Below are 17,067 nucleotides of genomic sequence, written 5' to 3' on the forward strand. Positions count from 1 at the left end.
CTGGCAACCCAACGGGGCTGGAACACGCATGGGCTGAAATGTTGCGATAAACGTTCCGAACAGTCATGTATGAAGGGGGATGGCTGCCCGGGGACACAAGGGAAACCATGCAGGTTACAAACGGAGATGTGATAATGGACAATCAGAAAGTGCTTGTTGTGGACGATGAACCTCACATTCGGCTGCTTTACCAGGAAGAACTCGAAGGTGCAGGATACGCTGTGGCAGTTTCCGATGGGAGCGATCAAATCGTTCCGTTGATCAAGAAGGAAAAACCAGATGTCGTGGTTTTGGACATCAAATTGGGCCCGGAGCGGTCAGGTCTGGATCTTCTTCAGGAAATTCGCAGGGAAAATCAGGATATCCCGGTCATTTTGTGTACGGCCTACGACAGTTTTCAGCAGGATTTCAAATCCATTGCCGCGGATTATTACGTGGTCAAGTCCGTGGATTCCACCGAGCTGCTGACCAAGATCGGTCTGGCCATGAAAAAGGCGGCCAAAAAATAACACAAGGCCGGCAATCATGTCCCGGCCATGCGAGGACACGCGATCACATTGACGGGCATACCCTCAAGATCGCCACGGGTGTGATTTCGGCAATCAGATTCTGCCTTCCTGCACACCATGGCAGGCGACCTTGGTCCCGTTGTCCAGGGTGATCAGTTCGGGGCGTTCGTTCATGCAGCGTTTCGGGGCGTTCGTTCATGCAGCGTTTGTTGCAATGGGGGCACCGGCCGTGAAAGAAACATCCCGAAGGAAGGTTGATGGGCGTTGGGACCTCTCCGCTGAGCTTGATATGCTTGAGCCCTTTCTGGCCCAGCCTGGGTATGGCGCTCAAAAGTGCCTTGGTATACGGATGGCTGGGGGATTCAAACAGATCTTCGGCCCTGGCAAGCTCGCACAGGGAGCCCAGATACATGACCGCCACCCGCGAACTGATGTGTTCAACCACCGAGAGATCATGGGTGATGAAGAGATAGGTCAGCCCCTTTTTTTCCTGAGCGTCCATGAGCAGGTTGAGGATCTGGGCCTGGATGGAAACATCCAGGGCGGAGATGGGCTCGTCGGCCACGATAAATTCCGGATCGACCATGAGGGCCCTGGCAATGCTGATGCGCTGGCGCTGGCCACCTGAAAATTCGTGGGGAAATCGGTCTGCCCATGCCGGGTCCACGCCCACGAGTTCCATTATTTCGTCGACCTTGTCAGCGAGTTCGGCAGCCGACTTGTCCGGCCGGTGAAAGGCAACGGGTTCCTGAAGAATCTGTCGAACCTTCATTCTCGGGTTCAACGACGCATAGGGGTCCTGGAAAATCATCTGCATCTTGGCCCGATAGGGAAGCATCTTTTTCGGGTCGATATTATCCAGCCGTTCTCCTCGATACAAAATCTTGCCGCTGGTTGGCGGATACAGTCCCAGAACCGTTCTGCCCAGGGTTGATTTGCCGCACCCTGATTCTCCTACTACACTGAATGTCTCCCCCGGAAAAATACTGAAAGATACATCGTTGAGGGCCTTGACCGTGGTTTTCGTGCGTACGGGCTTGCCATTTCGTATGCTCAGCTGGTCCAGAAAACCTCCCGAAATATCGAAGATTTTGACCAGGTTCTTGACCGAGAGAATTTTTTCTATGGAAGTGGAGAGTTGTGGTTGCATAAGCATCAAGGATAAAAAATTGGGGAAGTACGCTGTATGCAGCAGTGCCCGGAAGGCTCTGCGCAGTGCGCTGGATATTTTTCATGGCACCAGGGGACGCCTGCTACCGTCAGAAATTCGTGGCAACGTTGCCGGATTCCCTTCAAGGCCCTTTCAACGGGATCGTTCCAGGGCATCGGACAATAATCATGATACGTTGTTGCGCACTACACGCGTGCACATGGTTATTCTTCTTTGACCAGATGACATGCCACCATGCCCCTGCCACCGGAACAGGCATGAAGTTCCGGCTCGCGTTGCCTGCAGATATCCTCACACAAAGGACATCGCGGGTTGAAGGCGCATCCCTTGGGAATGGAGGTCAAGTTGGGCATCATCCCCGGAATCTGATTGAGGCGGTTGCCCCGTTGCTTGCTCTGGGGCAGGGCGCTGATCAGGCCCTGGGTGTATGGATGTCTGGGATTGCGGACAATGTCTTCGGTCAACCCCTTTTCCACGATTCTTCCCGCATACATGACCGCCACCTTCTGGGTTACCTGGGAGACCACGCCCAGATCGTGGGTGATCAGGATGAGCCCCATCTTTTTGGTGTCACAAAGTTCAAGCAAAAGGTCCATGATTTCGGCCTGGATGGTTACATCCAGGGCCGTGGTGGGCTCGTCGGCGATGATCAGACTCGGGTTGGTCAACAGGGCAATGGCAATGACGATTCTTTGGCGCATGCCACCGGACATTTCGTGGGGATACTGGCCAAGGCGTTTTTCGGGTGAAGGGATGTAGACATTGCTCAGCTTTTCAATGGCAATGGCCTCGGCTTCTTTCCGGGACATATGCTTGTGGGCCAGAATAGTTTCCACCATCTGGGTGCCGATGGTCAAGACAGGGTTGAGGGTCATCATGGGGTCCTGGAAGATCATGCTGATCCGGTTGCCGCGCAGATCACGCATTTTTTCCAGGGGATAGTGGCTGATTTCCTCACCCTCGAAGAATATTTCGCCGGAGTCGATAAATCCGGGCTGGCTGATCAAGTTGATGATGGAAAACCCGGCCACGGACTTGCCTGCTCCGGATTCTCCCACCAGCCCCATGCGTTCGCCCCGACCCAGGGAAAAGGAAATATCGTTGAGGGCTGTCAGGTCACCGAAACGGAGACCGAATTTGACCACCAGATTTTTGACTTCAAGAAGTTTGGACATGGGGGAGTCGGTTTTAGGTGTTAAGTTTTAGGTGAAAAGTGCACAGTGGATGAAAAAGTGCGCAGTACGCAGTGCGCAGTGCGCAGGGCACAGAAGTAACTGCACTGATTATGAAAGTTGGTTCTGGATCATGCCTGTGCATGCTATTTTAAAATACATTTGTGAGAATCATTAGCAAAAAAAAAGGTTTTTACTGCGTACTGCGCACTGTGTGCTGCGTACTTTCTTATCCCTTGTACAGTTTGGGGTTGAGCACGTCCCTGAGCCAGTCGCCCAGAAGATTGATGACCAGAATGAGCAAAACAAGGAGAAAGCCCGGGAAAAGGGTGATCCACCAGGAGCCCGAAAAGATGTATTCGAATCCCGAATTGATCAGGGAGCCCAGGGATGGTTTGGTCACGGGCATGCCAAGGCCTAGAAAGGACAGGGCTGCTTCGCTCATGACCGCATTGGCCACCTGAACCGTGGAGATAACCAGAATGGGGGAAAGGGTGTTGGGCAGGATGTGCCGCCACATGATCCTTCTGGGGGAAAACCCGATGACCCTGGCCGCTTCCACGTATTCCTTTTTCTTTTCCGCAAGAACCGAGGCACGGACCGTACGGGCGTATTGGGGCCATTCGGCAAGTCCGATGACCATGATCAGGAAGGGGACGGCCATTTCCTCGAATCGGGCCACCCCAAAGGCAGCCTGGAAAATGGCACTCAAAAAGATGGCCACCATCATGGTGGAAAAGGACAGCTGAACATCGGCCATGCGCATGAGCAGAGATTCGATCTTGCCGCCGAAATATCCTGCCATGAGCCCCAGGATGATGCCCAGTACAGCCTGCATACCCACGGCGCCAATGCCGATGAACAGGGAAATGCGCATACCGTAGAGCATGGTGCTGTACAGATCACGGCCCTGATCGTCGGTACCCAAGGTATAGGCGGGGTTGCCGCCTTCGAGCCATACCGGCGGGATTTCGGCATCCAGAATGTCGATGGTTGTGGTGTCATAGGGATCATGCGGTGCAAAAAACGGGGCCCCTATGCCCATGACCAAAAGGACGAGCAAAACGACCAGACTGACGATGGCCACCTTGTCGTGCAAAAAACTGTAGAGAAAATATGATTCTTTGAATTGTTTGAGGCGTCCCATTTATGACCTTCCTGTGATCCTGACCATGGGATTGACCAGGCCGTAGATGATGTCGATGACCGTGTTCACGCACACGAAAATGGCTCCCACAAAGATGAGGTAGGCTACCAGCAGTGAGGTGTCTGAACGCTCCACTGCCTCGAGAAACATGAAGCCCATGCCTTGCCACTGGAAAACCGTTTCCGTGAGAATGGTGTAGGCGATCATCATGCCCAGCTGAACTCCTCCCACGGTGATAACCGGAAGCAGGGTGTTCTTGAATGCATGCACGAACCAGATCCGCCATCTGTGAAGGCCCTTGGCCCAGGCAAACTTGATGTAATCGGTCTGCAGGACTTCCATCATCTCCGAGCGGATGAGTCGAATGAACAGGGGAAGCATGATGGAGGACAGGGAAATAGTCGGCAGGATCAGGTGTTTGAGCCCGTCCAAGGTGAGCAGGCCCGTGTCCCACCATCCTCCGATGTTCACGGTCTCACCCCGTCCGTATGAGGGGAGCACGCCCCATTTGATGGCAAAGATGTAGACAAGCAGGATGGCGGTCAGAAAGACGGGAAAGGAGACCCCGACAATGCTTCCGCTCATGGCAAATCGGGAAAAGAGACGTTTGGGATAGATGGCCGAATAGATGCCCACCGGGATGGATACCAGCACGATGAGAATGGAACTGCACAAGACCAGTTCCAGGGTTGCAGGGGCCTTTTTGAGGATGACCTCCATGGCCGGTTTCTTGTAAAAATAGGATTGGCCGATATCTCCCTTGGCCGCATTGACCAGGAATCGGCCATACTGGACGAGAAAGGGGTCATTCAAACCAAGCTGGTCTCGCAGGGCTTCGCGTTCAGCCTTGGAAACGGAAATGCCGGTAAGCTGGCGTACCGGGTCACCCACGTTCTGCTTGATGGCAAAACCGATCACGCTGATAATCAGCATGACGACCACGGCCTGAAGGATGCGTCGGACTATGAAGGCAAACATGAGATGCTGTCCGGGGTAGTAGGATTGGGAAAAAAAGGGATAACAGATACAGGATACAGACTATGCAGGATTTGTTGTTCCAACAACAATGCATACGCACAGAAATGTGAGAGCCTGGAGAAAAGACAAGCCGTTACCGTCAGTGCATGCCATTTCTTCAATGCTCACATTTCTTGAATGCGGATTGTGTTGTTCCATGCGGGGGCAAAGCCCATAACAGGCTCCGCCCCCGTTGGATACGGGTTTTATTTGACGACCAGGTCCCCGAAGTAGGGGAAGTTCTGGGCATTGACAATGGGTTCGATCATCAGAGGCTTCTTGGAGGCCCAGGAAAGATTCTGCCAGTGCAGGGGGATATAGGCTGCATCATCATAGAGAATCTGTTCAACTTCCTGGAGCAGGGCGCTTCGCTTGGCCATGTCGGTTTCGGTCATGGCCTGCATGATCAGCCCGTCAACCTGCTTGTTGCAGTAGTTGCCGCTGTTGTACTGGCCAAAGCCGGTTTCCTTGTTGGGACACATGAGCAGGAATTCGGTGTAGTTGGAGGAATCCTCGGTGTCGGGATGCCAACCGATCATCTGGATGTCGGCAACCTGGGCGTCGAATTCATCCCAGTACTGGGCCTTGGGCATGGTCTTCAGATTCACCTTGATGCCGATCTTGGAGAGCATGGCCGCAACAGCCTGGGCGATCTGTTCGTCTTTGACGTACCGGTTGTTGGGGGCGATCATGGAGCAGGAAAATCCGTTGGGGTATCCGGCTTCCTGCATGAGCTGCTTGGCCTTGTTCAGGTCGTAGCGGGGGGTCAGGTTGGCCTTGTAGCCGGCAAATCCTTCGGGGGCCTGCTGTGCGGCAACAGAAGCCGTACCCTTCATGATCTTCTTGACGATACCGGCGTTGTTGACTGCGTAAACCATGGCCTGACGGACCTTCTTGTTGCGGAATTCGGGCCGTCTTTTCTGGTTTAACTGAAAGGTGATGACCCGGCTGCCGGACATGGTTACCAGCTTGAGATCGCTGTTGCCCTTGATGCGGGCGTAATCCTGGGGAGGAACAGGCATGATAAAATCCACATCACCGGAAAGAAGGGCGGCCACACGGGTGGCGTCATTCTTGATGGGGGTCAGGATGATTTCATCCACATTGCCCGTCTGGTCCCAGTACTCGGGGAACTTGGTGAAGATCATCTTCACGCCCTGTTCACGAAAGGTGACCTGATACTTGCCGGTCCCGGACTCGTTGATATTGGCAAAGGAATACTGAGTCTTGACGATGGCATCCTTGGGCAGCCCCTTGTCATCCGTGCCGGTGTAGAACTTGCTGTCCATGGGGAAGATATAGGTGCACATGTTCAGGAGCAGGGGATAGGGCTTGGTGGTCTTGATGTCGATGGTGTAGTCGTCAACAATCACCGGCTTGGTGAACGGATCGAAAAGTGCTTTGAAATCCTGACTTTTTTTCAGACGATCCAGAGTCCAGGCCACATCCTTGGCCGTGAAGGGATTGCCTGAGTGGAACTTGACGCCCTTGCGCAGGTAAAAGCGCACGGTCAATGGGTCGATACGTTCCCACTTGGTGGCCAGACGGCCTTCAAAGGTCATCTTCTGGGTCCAGCGGATCAATGGGTCAAAGACCATGTGGGAATACTGGAGCATGCCACCGGAAAGCTGAACATGGGGGTCCAGGGAAACGGGGTCAGCGTCAAACGCCACCTTGATGGATTTACCGGCCATGGCCTGCCCGGCAAAGAGTGCGCCCATGGAAAGCACCAGGGCAGCGGTTAGCAATAGGGTTGACAATCTTTTCATGGATTCTACCTCCAGAAAAAAGTTGAGAAAACAAACTCCTTCATCAGCCTTGGCTGTCATTGATTGTTGCGATCTGGTCACATACGCTTGGATCCCTGAAAAATCAAACAGCTTTTTAAGCACCGATCACAGTGAAGTCTTGCGTACAACCAGCGGCCCTATCTGTGCAATTGGTAGGTGCGTACGTACTGGTTGTGCTCCCTGAGGGTTCTGCTGAAGGCGTGGCTGCCGTCGCCCCTGGCCACAAAATAGAGATAGGTATGGGATTCAGGATGCAGAGCCGCCTTGATGGAGGCCAGCCCCGGAGAACAGATGGGGCCGGGGGGAAGACCCGGATGCATGTACGTGTTGTAGGGATTGGACCTATCACGGAGATGCTTGCGCGTCAGGTTGCCGTCAAAGTCCGGGCCGATACCATAGATGATGGTTGGATCGCATTGGAGACGCATGTTTTTTCTGAGCCGATTGGCATAGACCCCGGCGATGCGGGCACGCTCGTCATCCCTTGATGTTTCCTTTTCCACCAGAGAAGCCAGGGTGAGAATATCCCGGATGGCTTCGGGGGACATGTCCGGCGGAAAGAGTTCTTTTGTCTTTTCCCGGAACATGGCCAAAAGGTGGTTGGCAATGGCCAGATCCTGCTCGGTGGGGGTGTTGCCCGGGGTAGTGATCGCGACACGGGGGAAGAGATAGGTTTCGGGGAAGAGATAGCCTTCGGCATTGTCTCCCGGGATATGCCACCTGGCAAGGAAGTCCCGGTCGCTGACGATTCGGGCAAAACCTTGCCGCGTTCCAAGGCCTGACGCCTGAACAAGATCGGCTGTCTGCCACCATGTGAGCCCCTCCGGAATGGTCAGCGGGTAGAGAATATCCCTGCCCCGGCCAAGTTCTTCCAGCACTTGCATGGGAGTCCATCCGGTATGCAGGGTGAATTCTCCGGCCCGTACCGAGCCTGCCTTGTTCATGAACCTGCCCAGAAGGGCGAATCGTGTCCGGTCGACAACAATCCCCTTGGATTCGAGCAGGGCGGCAATGGCAGAAAAGGACATGCCCGGAGATATGCGCACGACCAGGGGGGTGCCGGGATGCTCGGGCGCGGTATGCAGAAAGTGGTGGACTTGATACAACAGGACGCCCGCTGCCAGGAGCATGGCGCCGAGAAATACGAGAAGAAACCGCTGGAGCGGGGAGAGACGACAGGAATGCATGCCTATTGGGGTCTGTGAAGAGATCCGTGATGATGGTGACGGCTTAAAAAGGACTCCAGAATGGCCACGGCTGCCATCTGGTCCAGAACGTTTTTCCTGCGGGCTCCGAAAACCCGGGCCTCATGAAGGCGATTTCTGGCCTCAAAGGATGTCAGTGCCTCGTTTTCCAGATGGATGGGTAGGGCCACTCGTCTGGCCAGACTGGCGGCAAAATTTCTGACCTGTCTGGTGATCAGCTGTTCGTTGCCTTCAAGGTCCAGGGGCAGGCCAAGAACAATGGCCTGGATGTTTTCCTCGGCAATGATCCCGAGAAGCTCCTCGAACAAGGCGGCTCTGGTGGTCCTGAAGATGGTCTTCAAGGGAAAGACCATGGTGCTGTTGGGCCCTGCCACGGCCAGCCCGACCCGTTTGAGGCCGAAATCAATGCCCAGATAGCGGGGCGAAGGGATTGTCGAGGACGTCATGATGCGTTGTAGTCGGGATGCTGTTTTTTGGTTGACTGTTTGCGGATCCATGGTCCGGATGGCGTTGGGGTTCTTCTGTCACCTGGGGAGCACGTGTTTTCTGCGTCCCCAGGGCATTGTCTTTACCGGTCCGGTTCATGCCTGCAGCACCCTGGCGCCATTGATCACCTTGGCCCGTGCCAGGGCCTTGAGGAATTCCTTTTTCCAATGCGTGCCCCCGTGGAGCTGGGCCAGATACTCAAGGGTATGCAGGACCTCGTTCTCCCGGTGCATCTGGATGAGGGAACGTTTGATCCCGATTTTGCAAGACGGGCAGCCCACCACAACGGGGCCGTTTGCGGGATAGCCCTTGAGGTCCTGATTCAGCTGACGCTGTTTCTTGGAGCGGATCTTGTTGTAAATGGCCGGCGAAGTCATGGCTCCCATGCCGGACTCTCCGCAACACCCCGGACTTATGCGCACGGTACAGCCTGCCTGGGTTGCAAGGGCTTTGGCATAGATGGTTCCTGCCTTGGCCGGGTCCATGCCCATCCATTCGGGATGGCAGGCCGCATGATAGATGAGCGAGCCCTGGTCCCTGGTTGTGTCTGGTCCTTCCAGCCGTTCCATGAGGAACTGGACCACATCAAGATGGCTGATGCTTTTGCCTTCTCCAGGGCGTAGCCGGTATTCCTGGGTTCCTTCCCGGCAGGTGCCGCAGGATGTCAGAAAAAAGGTGCAGGCATGGCCCATGTCGGCGAGTCGGGCCATGGTTTTGTGGATGACCTCCCGGTTTTCCCGTCCCATTTTCTGGGCCTCCTCCTTGTGTCCGGCCGCCAGCAGGGGATATCCGCAACACAGGTGGACCGGAGGAAGGGCCACGCCAACGCCTGCCTTGAGCAACAGGTATGTCCCGGCAACGGCAATGGACGGGTAGAAGAGGCCTGCTCCGCATCCCGGAAAATAAAATACCGTTTCCAGGGGTTGGGAGGAATTGGCATGGGGGAGGAAGATGGTTCCCTTTTTCAACCCCAGTTCCTGAGCGAGGTTGGTGAAATCCAGTTTTGGCCCCTTGCCCGTGAACAGGGGATTGGCCATACGTTGTTTCCATGCATCCGGAATCCGGTTCACCACCTTGTTTTGGATGGCCTGGCCCACACTGACTGCCCGGGCGGCCATGGGAAGCACCTTCTGGGGATTTTTGCTCAGCAATGTGAGAACCTGGGCCTTGAACGGATGCCCTCCGGCTCCCTTTTCATTCAGGTAGGCCCGCATGTGCAGAGTTACGTCACTGGTGTGGATCTTGACCGGGCAGACGGCTGTGCATTTGCCGCAGGCCGTGCAATGATCCATGATCTGTCGGAGCTGGTCCAGCAGCTTCTTGTCCGGTTCACCCGTGTGCAGCTGGGAATAGTAAATGGCCTCAATAAGGGCGCCCAGGGCAATGTTCTTGTTCCTGGGATGGAAAAGCAATCCCGCTTCCGGCTGAAACATGGGACAGACCTGCTTGCACTTGCCGCACCGGGTGCATGTCTGGATATCGACCAGAAGGCTGATCAGTCGATCCTTGCCCGGGATGGCCGTCTTGTTGATGTCCTTGATGAGCCGGTTGAAGGAAAAGGTATACGGCAGGACCACCAGCTCGCGCTGGGTCAGTTTGCCGGGATTGAACACATTGTTGGGATCCACCTTGCGCTTGTAGCCCTTGAGGGCGATGATTTTTTCTTCCTGCAAAAAGGGGATCTTGGTGATCCCTATGCCGTGTTCGCCCGAGACCACGCCACCGAGTTCAATGACTTTGCGGGTCACCTTGACCACGGCCTCTTCGGCCAGGGCAAGCATTTGGGGATCATTTGAATTGACCGGCAGGTTCACATGGCAGTTACCGTCTCCGGCGTGCATATGGTTGGCCACGATGATCCGGGTCCCGGTCATGTCCTCGAAAATCCTGTCCAGCTTGTCCTGGATCTGCGTATATTTGTTTTTCAGATGCTGGAAAAAGTAAAAGACCTGGAGCTCCAGTTCCTGTTCGGAGATGTCCGCAGTGGTTGTTTTTTCCTTGAGGATGTCCGTGGTTACGCCCAGTTCCATCTGGATGAATCCGTCGTCCACCTCGACTCCTTCCAGCGTGGTGACCTGCTGCAGTGCCTTGCGGTAGGCCCTGGCCAGATAGTGGAGGTTGATCTCTTCAATATAGTCGGAAAATTCCGGAATGACGGCAAGGGGCAGGACAACGTCCTCATTGATTTTGAAGCCGCTGGTACGTTTGGAAATGGCACTGAGCTGATGGCGGTCGTGCCAGAACCGTTCGGCTTCTTTTTCGTCCCTGGCAACAAAGATATCCACGTTGTCAAAAGGATCGGTGATATGGACGATTTCCTGCATGGCCTTGTCCAGAGCCGCTTCGTCATCAGAATCAAGCTGAATGATCAGTACCGAAATGGGCGCGCCCTCGAACCTGGATGATTTTTTCCGGTAATCAATGGCCTGGACATACTTGGTACCGAATTCTTCCATGGCCGAGATTTTGACCTTGTCCCCTTCCTTGCGGATGGTGTCGCGCAGGGCGACCACGCTCTGGATGACCAGGGAGGCGTTGCGCATGGAGGAGCCAAAGAATTCCAGACACAGGACCCGAAAATGATCCTGCTGGGGATGCAGGGTGAAACAGGCTTCGGTAATGATCCCGTCCACTCCTTCCTTCTGGATGCCGGGAAGGCCTCCCAGGTATTTGTTGGTCACGTCCTTGCCCAGACCTGCGGCCCGGATTTTGTCCCCACGCAGGGAAATGGTCTCCCGTATTTCGTCCCGTTCATCCCTGATTTCAAAAATGGCTGTTTCATGGGGGAAGATCTTGTGGCCGGGATGGTTCTTGCGCCTGATCCGGATGCACTCTCCCGAGGGGGTGACCATGGTGTAGCTGAGCACGTTGTCGATGGTTGTGCCGTATTCAAAGGCAAAGGGGCCACCAGCATTTTCCGACAGGTTGCCGCCCAGGGAGGAGGCTGCCTTGGAAGCCGGGTCCACGGTGAAGAGCATGCCGTGTTTGGCGGCTTCCTGGCCTGCGTGCAGCGTGAGAACACCGGTCTGGGCACAGATGCATTTTTTCTCCGTGTCCACGGAAAGGATTTTGTTGAACCTGGTCATGCTCAACACAACGGTCCGCCATTTGGCAGGGACCGCACCACCGGTCAGTCCTGACCCCCCGCCCCGGGGGACAATGGCAAAGCCGAGCTCGTTGGCCAGTCGGACAATCTTCTGGATCTGCTCCGTGGTCTCGGGGAACACGACCATGGCCGGCAGCTCCATGCGCAGATCCGTGGCATCGGTGGAACATTCCACCAGGGTGTGGGGCGAGGTGGAAATCTGATCTCTGGACAGAATGGAACTCATCCGCTTGAGCAGTTTGGCCGTGAATTTGCGATCCTGGTCAAACCGGTCCCAATAGCCTTGCAGACACGTGGACAGGTCATGGAAATATTCCGGAGACAATGCCCCTTTTTCCCGTTTGAGCCGGTCCATGACGCTGGCATGGACGTTTTCAGCGGGAATAAAGGGATTGTACCGAATCATGAACAGTTCTTCTGCAAGGGACAGGGCCAGTTCCTGAAGATATTCAGGCCAGGTCTGGAATTCTTCCAGAGGAATGCCAAGGACACGTTTGACCAGTCGTTCCGGGGCCAGGGATATGTGGGGTCCGCGTTGGGGCATTTTTAGTTGTAAGGGTTAAAGGTTAGGATGAAGGAGAAGAAGGTGCGCAGTGCTTTAGTGCACAGTGCTTTAGTGCGCAGTACTTGAGTGCACAGTACGCAGTACGCAGGGCGCAGGGAGAACATATTGTTTTTAATGTGGATTATCCGTTCATCCGTTTTTGGGGAGATAATTCGTGCAGGTCAGAAACGAGGTGACGATAAACACTGAAAATCGTCTTTTTCATCCCTGTGTACTTCGTGTGTACTGTGTACTGCCCACTTTATTACACATTAAAGAGGAAATGAACAACGTCTCCATCTTTGACCACGTATTCCTTGCCTTCCACCCGAAGCACTCCCTTGGATCGGCAGGCAGCTTCGGACCCGTTGGCAACATAGTCGTCATAGGCGATGATTTCCGCCCGGATGAAACCGCGTTCAAAATCCGTGTGGATGACGCCGGCTGCCTGGGGGGCTTTCCAGCCCTTGCGGATGGTCCATGCCTTGACCTCCTTGGGTCCGGCCGTGAAGTAGCTGATCAGGCCGAGGGTGGCGTATCCGGTGTGGATGACCTGTTCCAGACCGCTTTGGGTCACCCCGTAAGACTCCAGAAATTCAGCGCGCTCGTCTTCGTCCAGACCCGCAAGTTCCTCTTCCATCTTGGCCGAGACCTTGATGCAGGCGCACCCGCGTTGTCCGGCCAGTTCCCGTACACGGGACACATGCTCGTTGTTCTGGGCAAGGGCATCCTCGTCCACGTTCATGGCGTAGATGACCGGCTTGGCCGAGATGAGTCCCAGTTCCCCAAACGCGGATTCAAGGGTTTCATCATCCTTGAGGGGAAAGGTTGCTGCGGGCTTGCCCGTTGCCAGGTGTGCTTCCAATTGCTGGCACATGGCCAGGACGGGCATGAGTTTCTTGTCACCCTTGACCTGCTTTTCCAGACGGGAAATGCGGTTTTCCACCATCTGCAAATCAGCCATGATCAGTTCGGTTTCAATGATGTCGATATCCCGGATGGGGTCGATGGACCCGTCCACATGAACGATGTCATCGTTTTCAAAACACCGGACAACATGAAGGATGGCTTGGGTCTCCCTGATATTGCCCAGAAATTTGTTGCCCAATCCTTCGCCCTTGCTCGCCCCGGCCACCAGGCCGGCGATGTCGATGAAGTCCACGGTGGCATGGACGATCTTTTCCGGATTGACCAGCCTGGCCAGTGCCTGGAGGCGGTCGTCGGGAACAGGTACCACCGCCTTGTTGGGTTCAATGGTGCAAAAGGGGTAGTTGGCACTTTCTGCGTTCTGGGCCCTGGTCAGGGCGTTGAAAATGGTCGACTTGCCCACGTTGGGAAGACCGACGATTCCAATACTCAATGACATGAATGGATGCTCCTTGATGAGGGACAACCCGTATCCGGCATGGTTGCGTGCTTCATGACAATGCCCGAGGTCCTGACGGAAAGGGTGCACACGGGAAAGGAAACGTTCGGAACGGGTGTATAGTTTTGAAGACTAAAACATATCTTTCTGGAGCACAACCAAAGGGGTCGTCAAGAGAAAATCCGCGGTGTCCCGGAAGTCCTCTGGAGCCCGGTCTGTACATGGTGGGGCAAATCCATTACCAAAGCCTGATTTGATGACGTTTGTTCCAAGTTGCCATGGCCGACGAGATGCGCTTCTTCGCCCTGTTTTGCCGGGGATGTCGGCATGGTTGAGGCAGTTGGAGTGGCGGGGATTGTCAGTCCAATCTGTTGTAAAGAAACCACCACAGGGGTCCTTCATGCATATTTCACGGAAACCGACACGAACCGTGTTTGTGGGCAATGTGGGCATTGGCGGGAACAATCCTGTCCGGGTTCAGAGCATGACCAACACGGACACCCGGGATGTTCAGGCCACGCTGGCCCAGATCCATGCCCTGGCCAAGGCCGGGTGCGAGATCGTGCGGCTGGCCGTGCTTGATGCCGAGGCCGCTTTATGTCTGCGTGCCATTAAAGAGGCGGCAGAAGTACCTCTTATTGCAGATATTCATTTTGACCACCGGCTGGCCATCTCGGCCATGGAGGCCGGGGTGGACGGGTTGCGCATCAATCCCGGGAACATCGGGGGCAAGGACCATGTGGACATGGTTGTTGACGCGGCCAAGGCCCACCATGTGCCCATCCGCATCGGGGTCAACAGCGGTTCCGTGGAAAAGGATCTGCTGGCAACTTTTGGCGGCCCCACGCCCGAGGCCATGGTCCAATCGGCCATGCGTCATGTACGGCTGCTTGAAGAACGGGGATTTGATCAAATCAAGATTTCTCTCAAATCGTCTTCGGTCCTTTCCACCGTGGACGCCTACCGGATCATGAGCGACAAGGTGGACTATCCCCTGCACATCGGGGTGACCGAGGCCGGGACACCGCTGCGGGGAGCCGTGAAGTCCGGGGTCGGGCTGGGTATGCTCCTTGCTCAGGGAATAGGTGACACCCTGCGCGTCTCCCTTACCGGAGATCCAGTGGACGAAATGCTCGTTGCCTGGGAAATCCTGCGTTCCCTGGGGATCCGGCAGCGCGGTCCGGAGATTGTTTCCTGTCCCAGTTGCGGGCGGACCGAGGTGGATCTGATCGGCCTGGCAACAGCTGTTGAAAAGCGGCTTATGCACGTGACCGACGTGTTCACCGTGGCGGTCATGGGGTGTGTGGTCAACGGCCCTGGCGAGGCCAGGGAAGCCGATATCGGCATTGCCGGTGGCCGGGATTGCGGGATTATTTTTCGAAAAGGCAGGATCGTACGCAAGATCAAGGGCGAAGCCAACCTGATACCGGAGTTTCTGCAGGAACTGGAGACATTTCTGGACCAGAGGGCCCGGACCGGCGAACATGGCCCGGGGCAGCGCTAATGGTTGCACGGGGTATGTTTTAACATCTGCCAGGGACTGTTTTCCCCGAGTCCGGGCCGCCTGCCCGTGATGGTCAACAGCATTGACAAGCAGCAGGAACATCACAAAGAAACCGGTTGCAACAACGCGTAGGCCAAGCTGTCGGGCTGGTGGTACGGGTCCGGTTTTCGTGCATGTGCTGCACCCGACAGGGTTTCATTTTTCATACAAGGAGATCACCCATGCTTTTCAGTGGATACTATGTCCCCACTCTCAAGGAAGATCCGGCCGAGGCCGAGGTCATCAGCCACAAACTGCTCTTGCGGGCAGGCATGATCCGCAAGCTGACGTCGGGGATGTATACCTACCTGCCCCTGGGTCTACGGGCCGTGAACAAGGTCGCCAAGATCGTGCGCGAAGAGATGGACCGGGCAGGAGCCCTGGAGGTTCTCATGCCCATGGTCCAGCCCGCCGACCTTTGGCAGGAAACAGGCCGTTGGGAATTTTACGGCAAGGAACTCCTGCGTTTCAAGGATCGGCATGGCCGGGATTACTGCCTGGGGCCCACCCACGAGGAAGTGGTCACCGATCTCATCCGGGGAGAGGTGCGTTCCTACAAGCAATTGCCGTTGAACCTCTATCAGATTCAAACCAAGTTCAGGGATGAAATCCGGCCCAGGTTCGGTTTGATGCGTGGTCGGGAGTTTGTCATGAAGGACGGGTATTCCTTTGACGCAAATGAGGACGGAGCCAACCAGAGCTATGCGAGAATGTACGAGGCCTATGTGGCCATTTTCTCACGCATTGGTCTGGAATTCCGGCCGGTTGAAGCGGATACGGGATCCATTGGGGGAAGTTATTCCCACGAATTCATGGTTCTGGCCGATACCGGGGAAGACACCATTGCCGTGTGCACCCAGTGTGATTACGCAGCCAATCTGGAAAAGGCAGAGGTCACCTGTGTTGCCGGGGACGCTTGTTCGGCCTGCAGCCAGGACATGGTAGAGGTGGCCACCCCCGGCAAGCATGCCGTGGACGAGGTGGCAGCGTTTCTGGGTGTTGACCCCCAGCGTATTCTCAAAACCCTACTTTACGACATTGATGGCGAATCCGTTGCCGTGCTGGTGCGCGGGGATCGGGAGGTCAACGAGTGCAAGTTGAAGACTCTGCTCGGCGGTGATGTCTGCCAAATGGCCAGTGCCAAACAGGTTGAGGAGTGGACCCAGGCTCCGGTGGGCTTTGCCGGACCTGTGGGGCTGAAGGTAGACAAAATCTATGCGGATTTTGAAGTTCGAACCGCCACGGACTGGATAGCGGGCGCCAACAAGAAAGATACCCACGTCATGCACGTGGACATTGCCCGGGATGTCAAGCTGACCGGGTATGCCGATCTCAGACAGATTACGGATCAGGATGTCTGTCCCCGGTGCGGGGCTCCCATCACCCTGCCCAAGGGGATTGAGGTGGGCCATGTTTTCAAACTGGGTACCAAGTACAGTGAATCCATGAATGCGTGTTATCTGGATGAAAACGGCAAGGAAAAGCCCATGATCATGGGGTGTTACGGCATCGGGGTCAGTCGGGTGGTTGCCGCGGCCATCGAGCAGAACCATGACGAGCACGGGATGATGTTTCCGCCTTCCATTGCTCCCTTTGAGGTCTCTCTGCTGGCCCTGACCGGGGCCAAGGACGATGACCTCAGGGCCAAGGCCGTTGAACTGCATGATGTGCTGGAGAACATGGGCGTTGAGGTACTCCTGGACGATCGCAAGGAGCGTCCAGGAATCAAGTTCAAGGACGCCGATCTCATGGGCGCACCCATGCAGCTTGTTCTGGGCAAGAAAGGCCTCACCAATGGGATCATTGAGGCCAAGAACCGCAAGACAGGGGAAAAAATGGAATTGCCCCTGGAAGGTTTCCAGCAGGGATTCGAGGCATGGCGCAAGGAAGTGTATGCGTCCTGGGGGCTTGAGGTGGCGTAAATCGCGCCCCTGGTTGGCCCGGCCAGGGAAGAGGCCTCCCCCTTCACGGCGGGATGGAGTGGGCGCGATGGCCTGCCTGCTGGTGGTTG

The 17,067-nt window shown here is 55.5% G+C and carries 11 protein-coding genes and 1 pseudogene; 3 read left to right on the forward strand and 9 right to left on the reverse strand.

What is annotated here, in order from left to right; translation table 11 throughout:
* Positions 1-134: 134 nt before the first annotated feature.
* Complete coding sequence (locus DPF_RS03940; RefSeq protein ID WP_069857720.1) at positions 135-509, forward strand: response regulator; 375 nt, start codon at positions 135-137, stop codon at positions 507-509.
* A gap of 93 nt (positions 510-602) precedes the next feature.
* Here DPF_RS03940 and DPF_RS03945 read toward each other — a convergent pair.
* The 9 genes and pseudogenes from DPF_RS03945 to ychF form a co-directional block, all read right to left on the reverse strand.
* A pseudogene (locus tag DPF_RS03945) lies at positions 603-1,659 on the reverse strand (ABC transporter ATP-binding protein).
* A 224-nt stretch (positions 1,660-1,883) separates the two neighbouring features.
* Positions 1,884-2,855: an ABC transporter ATP-binding protein gene (locus DPF_RS03950; protein WP_069857583.1), complete on the reverse strand. Its 972-nt coding sequence runs from the start codon at positions 2,853-2,855 to the stop codon at positions 1,884-1,886.
* A 226-nt stretch (positions 2,856-3,081) separates the two neighbouring features.
* Complete coding sequence (locus DPF_RS03955; protein ID WP_069857584.1) at positions 3,082-3,999, reverse strand: ABC transporter permease; 918 nt, start codon at positions 3,997-3,999, stop codon at positions 3,082-3,084.
* A complete protein-coding gene (locus DPF_RS03960) occupies positions 4,000-4,977 on the reverse strand; it encodes an ABC transporter permease (protein WP_069857585.1) in 978 nt (325 codons plus the stop codon). It abuts the gene before it with no gap.
* Between the two features lie 245 nt (positions 4,978-5,222).
* The gene (locus DPF_RS03965) at positions 5,223-6,785 is read right to left on the reverse strand and encodes an ABC transporter substrate-binding protein (protein WP_069857721.1); all 1,563 of its coding nucleotides are present in this window, start codon (positions 6,783-6,785) and stop codon (positions 5,223-5,225) included.
* A gap of 158 nt (positions 6,786-6,943) precedes the next feature.
* Entirely contained in the window at positions 6,944-7,993 is a 1,050-nt protein-coding gene (gene mltG, locus DPF_RS03970) for an endolytic transglycosylase MltG (protein WP_069857586.1), read from the reverse strand.
* A gap of 2 nt (positions 7,994-7,995) precedes the next feature.
* Positions 7,996-8,457 (reverse strand): Holliday junction resolvase RuvX, encoded by a 462-nt coding sequence (gene ruvX / locus DPF_RS03975; protein WP_069857722.1) that lies wholly within the window; start codon positions 8,455-8,457, stop codon positions 7,996-7,998.
* Positions 8,458-8,592: 135 nt separating this feature from the next.
* Positions 8,593-12,147, reverse strand: coding sequence for an FAD-binding and (Fe-S)-binding domain-containing protein (locus tag DPF_RS03980; protein ID WP_069857587.1), 3,555 nt, complete (start codon positions 12,145-12,147; stop codon positions 8,593-8,595).
* Positions 12,148-12,412: 265 nt separating this feature from the next.
* Entirely contained in the window at positions 12,413-13,513 is a 1,101-nt protein-coding gene (gene ychF, locus DPF_RS03985; RefSeq protein WP_069857588.1) for a redox-regulated ATPase YchF, read from the reverse strand.
* 400 nt (positions 13,514-13,913) lie between these two features.
* Between ychF and ispG the strand changes: the two genes are divergently transcribed.
* Positions 13,914-15,017, forward strand: a complete 1,104-nt coding sequence (gene ispG, locus DPF_RS03990; RefSeq protein WP_069857589.1) for a flavodoxin-dependent (E)-4-hydroxy-3-methylbut-2-enyl-diphosphate synthase — start codon at positions 13,914-13,916, stop codon at positions 15,015-15,017.
* A 221-nt stretch (positions 15,018-15,238) separates the two neighbouring features.
* Positions 15,239-16,978 carry a proline--tRNA ligase gene (locus tag DPF_RS03995; RefSeq protein ID WP_069857590.1) on the forward strand — a complete coding sequence of 580 codons (1,740 nt, stop codon included), beginning with the start codon at positions 15,239-15,241 and terminating at the stop codon, positions 16,976-16,978.
* Positions 16,979-17,067 lie beyond the last annotated feature (89 nt).

Origin of the sequence: Desulfoplanes formicivorans (assembly GCF_001748225.1) — a bacterium.
GTDB classification, from domain to species: Bacteria; Desulfobacterota; Desulfovibrionia; order Desulfovibrionales; family Desulfomicrobiaceae; genus Desulfoplanes; species Desulfoplanes formicivorans.